The organism is Pseudonocardia acidicola, from assembly GCF_012911935.1.
GTDB lineage: Bacteria > Actinomycetota > Actinomycetes > Mycobacteriales > Pseudonocardiaceae > Pseudonocardia > Pseudonocardia acidicola.
In genome coordinates this window covers 1-12,583 of sequence record NZ_JAAXLA010000043.1, presented here as the reverse complement: position 1 = coordinate 12,583, position 12,583 = coordinate 1, and the positions used below count along the sequence as shown (strand labels likewise).

Sequence of the window (12,583 nt, the reverse complement as noted above, 5' to 3'; positions counted from 1 at the left end):
TCCGTGACACCGCCTTCGGACAGGAACGGGGACATGAACGCCGATTTCGACAGCTACCGGCTCAGCGACGAGCACGAGGCCCTGCGCGAGGCCGTCCGCGCGCTCGCCGAGAAGGAGATCGCGCCCTACGCGGCCGAGGTGGACGAGCAGGGCCGCTACCCGGTCGAGGCCCGGGATGCGCTGACCAAGGCGGGCTTCCACGCGATCATCATTCCGGAGGAGTACGGCGGCGAGGGTGCCGACGAGCTCGCCGGCTGCATCGTCATCGAGGAGGTCGCGCGGGCCTGCGCGTCGTCGTCGCTGATCCCCGGTGTCAACGGTCTGGGCCTGACCCCGATCCTGCTGTCCGCCTCGCACGAGCTGAAGCAGCAGGTGCTGCCGTCGATCGCCGGCGGCGAGGCGATGATCTCCTACGCGCTGTCCGAGCGGGAGGCCGGCTCCGACGCGGCGTCGATGAAGACCCGGGCTCACCGCGACGGCGACGAGTGGGTGCTCAACGGCACCAAGTGCTGGATCACCAACGCCGGCGAGTCGACCTGGTACACGGTCATGGCGGTGACCGACCCGGAGAAGAAGGCCAACGGCATCTCCGCGTTCGTCGTGCACAAGGACGACCCGGGCTTCGAGGTCGGGCCCAAGGAGCGCAAGCTCGGCATCAACGGCTCGCCGACCCGGGAGATCTACTTCCAGGACTGCCGCATCCCGGCCGACCGGATCATCGGCGCTGAGGGAACCGGCTTCAAGACCGCGCTGCAGACGCTCGACCACACCCGCCCGACCATCGGTGCGCAGGCCGTCGGCATCGCGCAGGGCGCCCTGGACATCGCGATCCAGTACGTCAAGGAGCGCAAGCAGTTCGGCAAGCACCTGGCCGAGTTCCAGGGTCTGCAGTTCATGCTCGCCGACATGGCGATGAAGGTGGAGGCCGCCCGGCAGCTCGTCTACGTGGCCACCTCGCGCGCCGAGCGCGGCGAGGCGAACCTGGGCTTCATCTCCAGTGCCGCCAAGTGCATGGCCAGCGACGTCGCGATGTCGGTGACCACTGACGCCGTGCAGTTGCTGGGCGGTGCGGGCTACACCAGGGACTTCCCGGTGGAGCGCATGATGCGCGATGCCAAGATCACTCAGATCTACGAAGGCACCAACCAGGTGCAGCGCCTCGTCATGGCGCGCTCGCTGCTGCGCTGACCGGCCGATCGACCGGCGGTTCGGGGACATGGCGGCCATCTGCGGCCACCATGTCCCCGGGCCGCCGCCGATCGTCGCTCCGGCGGCTCCGATGCCGCGGTCCCGGCCGCTCAGGCGTGCAGCGGGCTGCCGGGCGGGACCCGCTCGATGTGCGGCGGTGCGCGAGGACCTGGCTGCGGTCGCGCACGCCTCGTCCGCCTGCCCCGGCCACGAGCACCGGGTCGGTCAGGGGGCGACCGGATGCAGTGCACGGCGGCCGAATCGTCGTCCGGCGCTCCGGAGAATGTTCGGCGGTACTTCTCGGCGGGGTTGTGAATCGTCCGTTTTCGCGATTCCGACGTGCTGAGGAAAGGTGCTGTTCACAGGCCGCCCAGGGGCCTGATCCCAGCCCGTTCGGCCGGCGCTCGATGTCGACCGCCTGGTGAGGAGTGGGTGTCCACCCCCCAAATGAGGGGGTGGACACCCCGCGAGCCGGTGTTCCATCGTGAAAAGCATCGTTCCCCATGATCGGCGATGGTGTGCGTCGATGAGGGGGGAATGCGGTGGAGGGTATCGAGGATCCGTCGGCGATCGGGCCCAGGAAATCGTGGGAGCGTCGTCTTCTGCCAATCGTGGCCGTGGTGGTCGCCGTCGTGCTGGCGTTCGCGGTCACCGTCCTTGCGGTGGGGCGCCCGCCCGGCCTTGCTGCGGCAGCCGGTGTGGATCCGTCGCAGCAGTCGGCACCGCAGACGCGGACCTACTACATCGCCGCCGACGAGGTGCCCTGGAACTACGCCCCCGACGGCAAGAACGACATCACCGGCGCCGCGTTCGACGCCGTGGCGAGCAAGTACACGGCCGCCGGCCCGGCCCGGATCGGCACGACGTACGTCAAGTCGTTGTACCGGGAGTACACCGACGCCACGTTCACGACGCTCACGCCGCGCCCGCCCGCGTGGGAGCATCTCGGTGACCTCGGCCCCGTGATCCGCGCCGTCGTCGGCGACAAGGTCAGGATCGTGTTCAAGAACAATCTCACCCTCGCCGACCACAAGGTCAGCATCCACATGCACGGCCTGAAGTACGACAAGGGATCCGAGGGCGCGCCCTACAGTGACGGGACCACGGCCACCCAGCAGGGCGACGACGCCGTCGCACCCGGGAAGATCTACACCTACGACTACACGGTGCCCGAACGTGCGGGTCCCGGGCCGATGGACCCCAGCTCGGTGATGTGGATGTACCACTCGCACACCGACGAGGTCGCCGACGTCTACAGCGGGCTGGTGGGGCCGGTCATCGTGACCCGGGCCGGCATGGCCCGCCCCGACGGCACGCCGGTCGACGTGGACCGCGAACTCATCGCGAACTTCGAGGTCAGCGACGAGAACAAGAGCTCTTACCTGGACAAGAACATGGCCACGCTCACCGCTGCGCCGGCGAAGGACGACGCCGAGTTCGAAGAGTCGAACAAGATGCACAGCATCAACGGCTACGTGTTCGGGAACCAGCCACTGGGCACAACCGCGGGCGAGGGCATGACGGTCAAGGTGGGTCAACGGGTGCGCTGGTACCTGATGGGAATGGGCAACGAGGTCGACCTGCACACACCGCATTGGCACGGCAACACGGTCGTCGCCAACGGCATGCGCACCGATGTCGTGAGCCTGCTGCCCGCGCAGATGGTGGTCGCCGACATGACCCCGGACAACCCCGGCAGGTGGCTGTTCCACTGCCACGTCGCCGACCACATCGAGGCCGGCATGCTGACCCGCTACCAGGTCGTGCCCTGACGGGTCCGGGCGCGGTAAGTGGTGCGCCAGCACCACGTACCGCCCACGACCGCGCCGGCGCCGGCGCTTACAGCAGGAAGCGGAACAGGGGGCTGTTCGGCGGGACGCGCTCGATGTGCGGCGGGGCGGCATGCATGCGCTCCAGCAGCGGGCCGAGGTCCTCCGGGCGGCCCAGCTCGATGCCGACGAGCGCAGGCCCGGTCTCCCGGTTGCTGCGCTTGACGTACTCGAACAGCGTGATGTCGTCGTCGGGGCCGAGGACGTCGTCGAGGAAGCGGCGCAGCGCGCCGGGCTCCTGCGGGAAGTCGACCAGGAAGTAGTGCTTGCGGCCCTCGTGCACCAAGGCGCGCTCGACGATCTCCGCGTACCGGCTCACGTCGTTGTTGCCGCCGGAGAGCACGCACACCGTCGTCGTCCCGCGCGGGATGTCCAGCGCGTCCAGCGCCGCCGGGGCGAGCGCGCCCGCGGGCTCGGCGATGATGCCGTCGGTCTGGTAGAGCGCGAGCATCTCCATGCAGATGCGGCCTTCGGGCACCGGGGTCAGCACCACACCGGCGTCGCGGACGATCGGGAAGGTGACGTCGCCGACGCGGCGCACCGCGGCGCCGTCGACGAACGGCTCCAGCTCGGTCAGCGTGACCGGCTCCCCGGCGGCGACCGCCGCCGCCATCCCGGCCGCGCCGGCCGGCTCCACCCCGGCCACCCGGACGTCCGGGTGCCGCTCGCCCAGCCAGGCGAGCGTCCCGGCCAGCAGCCCGCCGCCGCCGACCGGCACGACGAGCAGGTCGGGCTCGCCGCCGAGCTGGCTGAGGATCTCGCGGGCCACCGTGCCCTGGCCGGCGACGGTGCGCGGGTCGTCGAACGCGGGCACCAGGGTGGCGCCGGTGTCCCGGGAGTCCGCGGCGGCTGCCGCGGCGGCGTCGTCGTAGGTGTTGCCGACCACGATGACGTCGACGACCTTGCCGCCGAGCTTGGCCACCCGGTCGCGTTTCTGCCGCGGCGTGGTGCGCGGCAGGTAGACCCGGGCCTTGACCCCGAGCCGGGCGCACGCGAAGGCGACGCCCTGGGCGTGGTTGCCCGCGCTCGCGCAGACCACACCGGTGTTGCGGGCGGTGTCCTCGAGCTGGGCGATGAGGTTGTACGCCCCGCGGATCTTGTAGGACCGGACCGGTTGCAGGTCCTCGCGCTTGAGCCACACCTCGCCGCCGATGGCGTCGGAGAGCCGCGGGGACAGCTGCAGCGGGCTGGGGCCGATCACGGCGCGCAGACGCTCGGCGGCGGCATCGACATCCTGCGCAGTCACGGTTGTCACGGTGGTCACCGTGCCACGAGCGCGCAGCGTGGATGCTTCGGCCCTGGCGAGCAGGCCTCAGGTGAGCCGGACGGTGGTCTTCTCGGTCTCCGCCCGGTGATCGAGCTTCGCCGGGTCGGCGTTGCGGCACTGGACCAGCGACGCGCCGGCCGCGAGCACTGCGATCAACCCGTCGAGGACACCGTCCAGGCTCGACCAGTCCTGCGTGGAGAGCACCCGGTCACCCACGGACACGCCGAGGGCGGTGGCGCGGTGGTGGGCGTCGGCGAGCACGTCGGCCACCGAGCCGCCGGCCAGCGCCGGGGCCGCGTCCGGCACGTCCTGCCACGGCACGAACTCGTCGCCCTGCAGCCGGACCTCGGTCGCGAAGTCGAGGACCCCGGCGGGCAGCCCGGTCAGCCCGCGGCCGAACGCGTCGAGCGAGAGCGCGATGACGCCGCCCGTGGGTGCGGCCGCGAGCGCCAGGTCGACGCGGTCGGCGTCGCAGAGCACCCACTCCGCCTCGCTGGGTTCGGTCACCACCTGGCCGCCGCACCACCACACCGCCAGCAGCACCGCCGCGGTCTGCCAGTGCGCGGGCAGCAGCACGGCCACCGGCGTGCCGGGCTCGACGTCGCACTCGTCGCGGAGCAGGTTCGCGGCCTTGGCCGCCCAGTTGGCGGTGGTGACGGCCGACAGTTCGATGCGCTCGCCGGTCGCGTCGTCGTAGAAGGTGATCAGCGGCCGGGCCGGGTTGCCGGCCAGCGCCGGTTCGAGCAGCGCGGCGGTCAGGGTCACGGCGGGGCCTCGCAGGGGTCGGTCAGAACGGGCGCGTCAGTCGATGCACGGTACGCCGCCGGCGTTGATCGGCTGATCCGCGGCGGCGGTCGCCGGTGCGGCGGGACCCGCGGGTGCGGCCGCCGCGGTGGCCGGCCCGCCGGCGCGGTGGAAGTCCGGTCCCAGCAGCACCAGCACCCGGCTGGCCGGCACGGCGTCGGAGCGCTCCACCGGCAGGCCTCCGAGCTGGGCGGCGACCGCCCGGGCGGCGTCCTCGCCGGCGTCCGCGGCGTAACGGACCACCGAGGTGGACCGCCGCCCGGCGTTGTCCACGCTGCCGCGGGCGAACCCGGCCGCGGCGAGCCGGTCGGCCACCTGCGCGGCGAGGCCGGTGGCCCCGGAGCCGTTCCCGACGTCGACGGTGACCGTCTTCGGGTCCACCGGCGGGGTCGCCGGGGCGGCGGGCCCGGGCGATGCGGCCGCGCTGGTCCGCTGCTCGATGGCGGTGCGCACCTCGGCGCGGTCGACGAGCACGACGTCGCCGCGGGCGTTGGTCTCCCCGCCCCGGGTCGGGATGGTCAGGAAGTCGAGGTTGCCGGCCGCGAGGTTCGACGCCTGGTGGGCGAAGCCGAGCACATCCCAGCCGGAGTCGATGACCAGCGACTTCTGCGCCACGTCGATGAGCGCGCTCAGCGTGCTCGGGTTGGTGAGCGTGCCGCTGGAGAGGATCTTGTCGGCGACCGCGGCGAGGAACACCTGCTGGCGGCGGATCCGGGACAGGTCGCCGCCGGGCAGGTCGTGCCGCTGCCGGACGAACGCCAGCGCGTCGGCCCCGGAGATGGTCTGCCGGCCGGCGGGGAACCTCGCGCCGGACAGCGGCTCGTCGACCGGGGCCTTGAGGCACACGTCGACGCCGCCGATCGCGGTCGTCAGGTTGTAGAAGCCGAGCAGGTTCACCTCGGCGTAGTGGTCGACGTGCAGCCCGGTGAGGTCCTGCACCGTCCCGATCAGGGCGCTGCGTCCGGCGGCGGCCGATTCGCGCTCGACCTGCCTGGGATCGCGGACGCCGGCGGAGACCAACTCCTCGGCCTTGAGCGCCTTGGTCGCCGGGTACGCGGCGTTGATCTTGTCCCGGCGGTAGCCGGGGATGTCGACGTAGGAGTCGCGCGGAACGGAGAACGCGACGGCGCTGCTGCCGTCGGCGGGCAGGTGCAGCATGATGATCGTGTCGGAGTTGAGCACCCCGGGCTCGGCGCCGCTGCGCAGCTGGGCCAGGACCTCGTCGGGAAGCGGGTTGCCCTGCGCGTCGGTCCGGCTGTCCACCCCGACCAGCAGGATGTTCATCCCGTTGCCGTCGGAGCCCCCGAAGATCACGTCGGTGGTGGCGAGCCCGCCGGTGAGGTCCCGGTAGAGACCCCACCCGGTGCCGGTGACGGCGAGGACGAGCACCGACATCACGGTCAGCGTGATCCGGATGCGCCGCGGCCAGTCCGGGGACGCGGGCGGGCTGTCGCCCGGTGGGCGGCCCCGGGGTGCCGGCCGCGTCGAGGGCGGGCGCGACCCGGGTGGCCGCGGCCGCGCGCCGGCGAGGGCGGTCGAGCCGGCGCGGGGCCGGCGCGACGAGCCGGACGCGGACGACGCACCGCGGGGACGCGCGGCCCCCGCGCGCACCCCGCTCCGCGTCGCCGAGTCGTCCATGTTCCTCCCGTCCTGCACCATTCGGGCCCCCAGGGTGCAGCATCCGACCCCGGAAAGTGGGCGACGGGCTGCGTGTCGGCGTGCCCGAACGTGCTCGTGGCACGATTCGCGGCATGCCGTCCCCTTCCCGCGTGCTGGTCACCGGTGGTGCCGGTTTCATCGGCTCGCACTACGTCCGCACCCTCCTCAACGGTGGCTACCCGGCCTTCGACGCGGCGGAGGTGGTGGTGCTGGACCTGCTCACCTACGCCGGTAACCAGGCCAATCTCGCCCCCGTCGCCGGATCGCCACGGCTGCGTTTCGTCCGGGGTGACATTCGCGACACCGACCTGGTGGCGAAGCTGATGGTGGGCACCGACGTCGTCGTCCACTTCGCGGCCGAGTCGCACGTGGACCGGTCCATCACCGGTGCCGCCGACTTCGTCTCCACCAACGTCGCAGGCACCCAGGTACTGCTGCAGGCCGCGCTGGACGCGGGCGTCACGACGTTCGTGCAGGTGTCCACGGACGAGGTCTACGGCTCGATCGACGAGGGCTCCTGGACCGAGCAGACCCCGCTCGCGCCGAACTCGCCGTACTCCGCGGCCAAGGCGGGCGCCGACCTGATCGCCCGGTCCTACCACCGCACCTACGGGATGGACGTGCGGATCACCCGCTGCACCAACAACTACGGGCCGTACCACTTCCCGGAGAAGGTCATCCCGCTGTTCATCACGAACCTGCTCGACGGGATCCCGGTGCCGCTCTACGGCGACGGCGGCAACGTCCGCGACTGGCTGCACGTCGACGACCACTGCCGGGGCATCCAGCTCGTCGCCGAGACCGGCCGGCCCGGTGAGGTCTACCACATCGGCGGTGGCACCGAGCTGACCAACCGCGAGCTGACGACCCTGCTGCTGGAGGCGACCGGCCGCGACGAGTCGTTCGTCCGGCAGGTGCCCGACCGGCTCGGACACGACCGGCGCTACAGCCTCGACGACGCCAAGATCCGCACCGAGCTCGGCTACGCCCCGGCGAAGGACTTCGCCACCGGGCTGGCCGACACGGTGGCCTGGTACCGGGAGAACCGGCACTGGTGGGAGCCGCTGCGGGCCCGGGCGGCGCTGTGACGCGCTGGCTGATCACCGGCGCGGGCGGGATGCTGGGCACCGCGCTGCGGGCCGCCCTGGCCGGGCGGCAGCCGGTCGCGCTGGGCCGCGCGGACCTCGACGTCACCGAACGGGGTGCGGTCGAGAAGGCACTCGCCACGCACCGTCCCGACGTGGTGCTCAACGCCGCCGCGTACACCGCCGTCGACGCCGCCGAGACCGAGCACGCCGCGGCCTACGCCGGCAACGCCGAGGGCCCGGCGGTGCTGGCCGCGGCGTGCGCCGGGGCGGGGGCGCGGCTGCTGCACGTGTCCACCGACTACGTGTTCTCCGGGGACGCCACCGCACCCTACGAGCCCGGGGACCCGACCGGCCCGCGGACCGTCTACGGGGCCAGCAAGCTGGCCGGTGAGCAGGCGGTGCTCGCCGCCTCGCCGCGGCACCACGTCGTCCGCACAGCCTGGCTCTACGGCGCCGGCGGCCCGAACTTCGTCTCGACGATGGCGCGGCTGGCCCGAGAGGGCCGCGACCCCGACGTCGTCGACGACCAGTGCGGCAGTCCGACCTGGGCCGCGGACCTCGCCGCCGCGCTCGTCGAGTTGGGTGGCTCCGACGTCCCCGGTGGTGTGCTGCACTTCGCCGGTGGCGGGCGGACGACCTGGTTCGGGTTGGCCCGTGCGGTGTTCGAAGAACTCGGTGCGGACCCGCAGCGGGTGCGCCCCTGCGGCACCGACCGGTTCCCCCGGCCCGCGCCGCGGCCTGCGTACTCGGTGCTGGGTGACGGCGCCTGGCGGGCGGCCGGACTGACCCCGCCACGATCGTGGCGCGCCGCGCTGAGCGCGGCCTTTGCGGCGGAGGGTGACGCGCTGCGCGGTCGGTGAGATCCTCGCGCCTCACCCGACCGAGTGGGGACCGATGACCGAACCGTTGTCACAGCAGGGCCGGGACCTGCTGAACCGCGAGCTCGCCTTCGAGGCAGTGGAGGTGCTGCGGCACGCGGTGGCCGCGGCGGAGCCGTCCGCACCGGACCTGCTGGCCCGGGCCTACCTGGACAGCGGCAGCTGGCACGCGGCCGCGGAATGGCTGGGCCAGCTCGTCGAGCGTGGCCGCGTCGAGTTCGCCGGCCGGCTCGGTGTCGCGCTGGCCGAGCTCGGCCACAAGGACCGGGCGGAGGACGCGCTGCGGCTGGCGCTGCAGCACGGTGAGCTCGCGGCGGCCAACGACCTGGCCCTCCTGCTGCGCGACGAGGGCCGGTCGGGCGAGGCCATCCAGGTCCTGACCCGTGCGGCCGACGCCGGCGACGCGCTGGCCCCGGACAACCTCGTCGCGTTCCACCTCGAGAGCGGGGACCTGCGCGCGGCCATCGCGGCCGCCGAGCGGTACGTCGACGACGCCCGCCCGGACACCGTGGTCGCGCTCGCCGACGCCCGCGCCGCGGCCGGCCGCGACGACGAGGCCGAGGAGCTCTACCGGCGGGCCGGGGCGCTCGGTGCCGTGCGCGCGCACACCGCGTACGCCGGGTTCCTGCTGGACGGCCGCGGTGACGCCGCCGGCGCCGAGCGCGAGTTCCGGGAGGCCCGCCGGCACCGTGAGCCCGGGTCGGCGTACGCCCTCGGCCAGTTCCTGCTCGACGACGGACGGCCCGAGGAGGCCCGCGAGCACCTGGTCGTCGGCGCGAACGCGGGGGACCGCAACGCGGCCCGGGCGCTGGCCGAGCTCGACGGCGAGGACCCGACGGACGACTGAGGCCGAGCGGTCGGCGGCCGGAGCGGGGCACTGAGGCCGAGCGGCGGAAGCATGACGCTGCGGTGCGGCCGCTAGGGTGCCCGCCGTGGAGCCAGCCCTGCGGGACTACGGCGACGAGCTCGCCGTCGTCACCGTCACCTACTCGCCGGGGGAGACCCTGGACGGCTTCCTCGACTCGCTGAAGGGGGCCACCGAGCGCCCCGTGCGGGTCGTGCTCGCCGACAACGGATCCGTCGACGGCGCCCCCGAGCGGGCCGCCGAGCGAGCGGGTGTGGAACTGCTGCGGATCGGGGAGAACGTCGGCTACGGCAGTGCGGCCAACCGGGGAGTGGCCGAGCTGGGGCCGGAGGTCGGCTGGGTCGTGGTCGCCAACCCGGACCTGGTGTGGGGCGAGGGCTCGCTCGACGCGTTGCTCGCCGCGGCCGCGCGCTGGCCCCGGGCCGGTGCGCTCGGGCCGCTGATCCGCGACCCGGACGGCACGGTCTACCCCTCGGCCCGGCTACTGCCGTCGATCGGTCGTGGGGTCGGGCACGCGTTGTTCTCCCGGGTCTGGCCGGGCAACCCGTGGACCCGGGAGTACCGTCAGTCCGACGCCGCGGTGACCGAGCGCCGGGCCGGCTGGCTGTCGGGGTCGTGCCTGCTGTTGCGCCGCGCGGCCTTCGACTCGGTCGACGGGTTCGACTCCCGCTACTTCATGTATTTCGAGGATGTGGATCTCGGCGACCGGCTGCAACGATCGGGCTGGCTGAACATCTACGTGCCGAGCGCGGACGTGGTGCATGCCGGTGGGCACTCGACCGGGCGGGCCGACGTGTCGGCGCGGATGCTCGCCGAGCACCACCGCAGCGCCTACCGCTACCTGGCCGACCGGCATCCGGGCCTGCGCTGGGCGCCCCTGCGGGTGGCGCTGAGGCTGGGGCTGCGGGTGCGGGCGGGGGCAGCCGTGCGGCGCGCCGCGCGCTGACAAGAGACGAGGGGGACCGACTGTGCTGGACGACGTCGAAGCGGTGGTGCTGGTCGGCGGGAAGGGGACCCGGCTGCGGCCGCTGACCCTGTCCGCGCCCAAGCCCATGCTGCCCACCGCGGGCGTGCCGTTCCTTGCCCACCTGTTGTCGCGGATCCGGGCGGCCGGGGTGCGTCGCGTCATCCTCGGCACCTCCTACCTGGCGGAGACGTTCGCCGACCACTTCGGCGACGGCACCGCGGCCGGCCTGGAGATCACCTACGTGGTGGAGGAGGCCCCGCTGGGCACCGGCGGCGGAATCCGCAACGTGGCCAAGCACCTGAGCGCCGAGGACGTGCTGGTGTTCAACGGTGATGTGCTCGCCGGCACCGACCTGGGTGCCGTCGTCGCGACCCACCGGCGCACCGCCGCCGACGTCACCCTGCACCTGGTGCGGGTGCAGGACCCGCGGGCCTATGGCTGCGTGCCGACCGACACCGAGGGCCGGGTTCTCGAGTTCCTGGAGAAGACCGACGACCCGCCGACCGACCAGATCAACGCCGGCTGTTACGTGTTCCGCCGCTCGGTGATCGACTCGATCCCGGAGGGCCGGCCGGTGTCGGTGGAGCGGGAGACCTTCCCCGGGCTGCTGGCATCGGGTTCCCGGGTGTCCGGGCACGTGGACACCTCCTACTGGCGCGACATGGGCACCCCGGCCGACCTCGTGCACGGCTCGGCCGACCTGGTCCGCGGCGTCGCGCCGTCGGCGGCGCTGCCCGGCCCGACCGGGGAGGCGCTCGTTCTGGAGGGCGCCGAGATCGCCGAGGGCGCGCTGGTGTTCGGCGGCACCACGGTCGGGCGCGGCGTGCGGATCGGCGCCGGGGCGCGGGTGGAGGGCGCGATGCTCTTCGACGGCGCCGTGGTCGGCGAGGGCGCGGTCGTCGAGCACTCGGTGGTCGGGTACGGCGCCCGGGTCGACGACGGCGCGAGCGTGGTCGACACCGTGGTCGGGGACCGGGCCGTCGTCGGGGCGCAGTGCGAGCTGCGCGGCGGCATGCGGGTCTGGCCCGACGTCGTGCTTCCACCGCACGGGGTACGTTTCTCACCTGATGTATAGGCGCCAAGCGCTCGTGCGCGGAAATAGTCGCTCCGGCGACGATTCCCGCGCACAGGCACGCGAATGGCGGCCGCCGTTCCCGCTGGACCTGTCCGGTGTGCTGGCCCCGCTGCGCCGGGGCAAGGGCGATCCGACATGGCGCTCGGTGGGCGAGGGCTCGGCGATCTGGCGGGTGTCGAGCACCCCGGACGGCCCGATGACGATGCGGCTGCACCGCCGCGACGACGGCACCGTGGTGGCCGCCGCGTGGGGTGCGGGCGCGCAGTGGGCCCTCGACGGCCTGCCCGCGCTGCTCGGCGCCGACGACGACCCGAGCGCCTTCGCCGCCCACCACCCGCTGATCTCCGACGCGGTCCGGCGCATGCCGGGGATCCGGCTGGGCTCGTCGCGGCGGGTGTGGGACTCGCTGATCCCGGCGGTGCTCGAGCAGAAGGTCACCGGGGTGGAGGCGCGCCGCTCCTGGCGCGAGCTGTGCTGGCGTTTCGGCGACCTGCCGCCCGGGCCCGCGCCGCAGGGCATGCGGGTTCCGCCGACGCCGGCGCAGATCCGTGCGGTGCCGGACTGGGAGTGGCACCGGGCCGGGGTGGACTCGGCGCGGCGCCGGGCGATCCTGGCCGCGGCGGCCGTCGCGCACCGGCTGGAGGCCGCGGCCGAGCTCGGCGGGGAGGCAGGCCGTGAGTTGCTCCGCAAGGTCCCCGGGATCGGGGTGTGGACCGCGGCGGAGATCGCCCAGCGGGTCTGGGGCGATCCGGACGCGGTGAGCTTCGGCGACTTCCACATACCCACGGTGGTGGGCTGGGCGCTGGTGGGTCGGCCGCTGGACGACGCGGGCATGCTCACCGTCCTGGCGCCGTACGCCCCGCAGCGGCATCGGGCCGTGCGCTACGTGGAGCTGTCGGGCTTCCGCCGCCCCCGGTTCGGCCCCCGCTACTCCCCCCGCGACTACCGCGCCATGTAACCACC

The 12,583-nt window shown here is 73.4% G+C and carries 11 protein-coding genes; 8 read left to right on the top strand and 3 right to left on the bottom strand.

What is annotated here, in order from left to right:
• Positions 1-33: 33 nt before the first annotated feature.
• Together HF526_RS21225 and HF526_RS21220 are read left to right on the top strand one after the other, a co-directional pair.
• The gene (locus HF526_RS21225) at positions 34-1,188 is read left to right on the top strand and encodes an acyl-CoA dehydrogenase family protein (protein WP_169383297.1); all 1,155 of its coding nucleotides are present in this window, start codon (positions 34-36) and stop codon (positions 1,186-1,188) included.
• A 611-nt stretch (positions 1,189-1,799) separates the two neighbouring features.
• On the top strand, positions 1,800-2,960 hold the full coding sequence (locus HF526_RS21220) for a multicopper oxidase domain-containing protein (protein ID WP_211177582.1): 1,161 nt from the start codon (positions 1,800-1,802) through the stop codon (positions 2,958-2,960).
• Between the two features lie 67 nt (positions 2,961-3,027).
• Here HF526_RS21220 and ilvA read toward each other — a convergent pair whose 3' ends face one another.
• The 3 genes from ilvA to HF526_RS21205 form a co-directional block, all read right to left on the bottom strand.
• Positions 3,028-4,263, bottom strand: coding sequence for a threonine ammonia-lyase IlvA (ilvA, locus tag HF526_RS21215; RefSeq protein WP_338051638.1), 1,236 nt, complete (start codon positions 4,261-4,263; stop codon positions 3,028-3,030).
• Between the two features lie 66 nt (positions 4,264-4,329).
• Positions 4,330-5,049 (bottom strand): TIGR03089 family protein, encoded by a 720-nt coding sequence (locus HF526_RS21210; RefSeq protein WP_338051637.1) that lies wholly within the window; start codon positions 5,047-5,049, stop codon positions 4,330-4,332.
• Positions 5,050-5,085: 36 nt separating this feature from the next.
• Positions 5,086-6,483 carry an LCP family protein gene (locus tag HF526_RS21205; RefSeq protein WP_169383295.1) on the bottom strand — a complete coding sequence of 466 codons (1,398 nt, stop codon included), beginning with the start codon at positions 6,481-6,483 and terminating at the stop codon, positions 5,086-5,088.
• 356 nt (positions 6,484-6,839) lie between these two features.
• Between HF526_RS21205 and rfbB the strand changes: the two genes are divergently transcribed.
• The 6 genes from rfbB (at position 6,840) to HF526_RS21175 (ending at position 12,578) form a co-directional block, all read left to right on the top strand.
• The gene (gene rfbB / locus HF526_RS21200; protein WP_169383294.1) at positions 6,840-7,835 is read left to right on the top strand and encodes a dTDP-glucose 4,6-dehydratase; all 996 of its coding nucleotides are present in this window, start codon (positions 6,840-6,842) and stop codon (positions 7,833-7,835) included.
• Positions 7,832-8,695: a dTDP-4-dehydrorhamnose reductase gene (gene rfbD / locus HF526_RS21195; protein WP_169383293.1), complete on the top strand. Its 864-nt coding sequence runs from the start codon at positions 7,832-7,834 to the stop codon at positions 8,693-8,695. Before rfbB ends, rfbD begins: the two co-directional genes overlap by 4 nt.
• A 34-nt stretch (positions 8,696-8,729) precedes the next feature.
• On the top strand, positions 8,730-9,560 hold the full coding sequence (locus HF526_RS21190) for a tetratricopeptide repeat protein (protein ID WP_169383292.1): 831 nt from the start codon (positions 8,730-8,732) through the stop codon (positions 9,558-9,560).
• Positions 9,561-9,645: 85 nt separating this feature from the next.
• Positions 9,646-10,524, top strand: coding sequence for a glycosyltransferase family 2 protein (locus tag HF526_RS21185; RefSeq protein WP_338051636.1), 879 nt, complete (start codon positions 9,646-9,648; stop codon positions 10,522-10,524).
• Between the two features lie 25 nt (positions 10,525-10,549).
• A complete protein-coding gene (gene manB, locus HF526_RS21180) occupies positions 10,550-11,620 on the top strand; it encodes a mannose-1-phosphate guanylyltransferase (protein ID WP_169383337.1) in 1,071 nt (356 codons plus the stop codon).
• Positions 11,613-12,578, top strand: coding sequence for a DNA-3-methyladenine glycosylase family protein (locus HF526_RS21175; RefSeq protein ID WP_239028965.1), 966 nt, complete (start codon positions 11,613-11,615; stop codon positions 12,576-12,578). The genes manB and HF526_RS21175 overlap by 8 nt, the downstream gene beginning before the upstream one ends.
• Positions 12,579-12,583 lie beyond the last annotated feature (5 nt).

Bases quoted from the DNA above. Each gene is read 5' to 3' on its own strand.
- HF526_RS21225 (WP_169383297.1), top strand. From the start codon at position 34: ATGAACGCCGATTTCGACAGCTACCGGCTCAGCGACGAGCACGAGGCC.
- HF526_RS21205 (WP_169383295.1), bottom strand. From the start codon at position 6,483: ATGTCGGTGCTCGTCCTCGCCGTCACCGGCACCGGGTGGGGTCTCTAC.
- rfbB (WP_169383294.1), top strand. From the start codon at position 6,840: ATGCCGTCCCCTTCCCGCGTGCTGGTCACCGGTGGTGCCGGTTTCATC.
- HF526_RS21190 (WP_169383292.1), top strand. From the start codon at position 8,730: ATGACCGAACCGTTGTCACAGCAGGGCCGGGACCTGCTGAACCGCGAG.
- HF526_RS21175 (WP_239028965.1), top strand. From the start codon at position 11,613: ATGTATAGGCGCCAAGCGCTCGTGCGCGGAAATAGTCGCTCCGGCGAC.